General features: G+C 69.3%; 1 protein-coding gene. It reads right to left on the bottom strand.

Features of this window, described 5'->3' with window-relative positions; translation table 11 throughout:
- A partial coding sequence (gene pnuC / locus NS220_RS19035) for a nicotinamide riboside transporter PnuC (protein ID WP_058625486.1) occupies nucleotides 1-606 on the bottom strand: 606 nt, incomplete at both ends.

Raw genomic sequence — 606 nt, 5'->3', positions numbered from 1 at the left:
GGAGTCTCGTGGGCTCGGGTCGGGCGGCAGGATCTCGATCGGATGCGCGGCGGTGCGCTGTGCCCGCCACCAGATCACGAAGCCGACCGCGGTGAAGACGCCGTAGAAGACGTACATGAGACCGGTCGCGTAGTAGCCCGAGCCGAACAGCAGCGGCACCCCGACCACGTCGACGGCGATCCAGATCAGCCAGAACTCGGTCCAGCCCTTCGCCATGCCGTACGTCGCGAGCAGCGACCCGACGAACGTCCAGGCGTCGGCCCAGACCGGCTCCCACGATCCGAGCAGCCGGAAGAGCGGGGTCAGGGCGACTGTGCCGACGATCATCACCAGCACGATGCCGATGCGCGCGCCGGTTGGAGCCCAGCGGGGGACGACGCGTCCCCCGTCAAGATTTCGCCAGCGGATCCAGCCGTAGATGGCCACGGCGATGAACATGATCTGCCGACCGGCCTGCCCGAGCAGGTGCGGCGGCGACGGGTCGGGGCTCAGCGCTGAGCCCAGGAAGACCGTGAGAAGCAGCAGGTTGCCGATGATGCCGACCGGCCACGCCCACACCTTGCGGCGCATCCCGCCGAGGGCGCTCGCGAGGCCGAACGTGTTGCC

The organism is Microbacterium testaceum (assembly GCF_001476655.1).
Classification (GTDB): Bacteria; Actinomycetota; Actinomycetes; order Actinomycetales; family Microbacteriaceae; genus Microbacterium; species Microbacterium testaceum_C.
The sequence above is the reverse complement of the archived record's forward strand: the minus strand, read 5'-3'. Positions and strand labels throughout refer to the sequence as shown.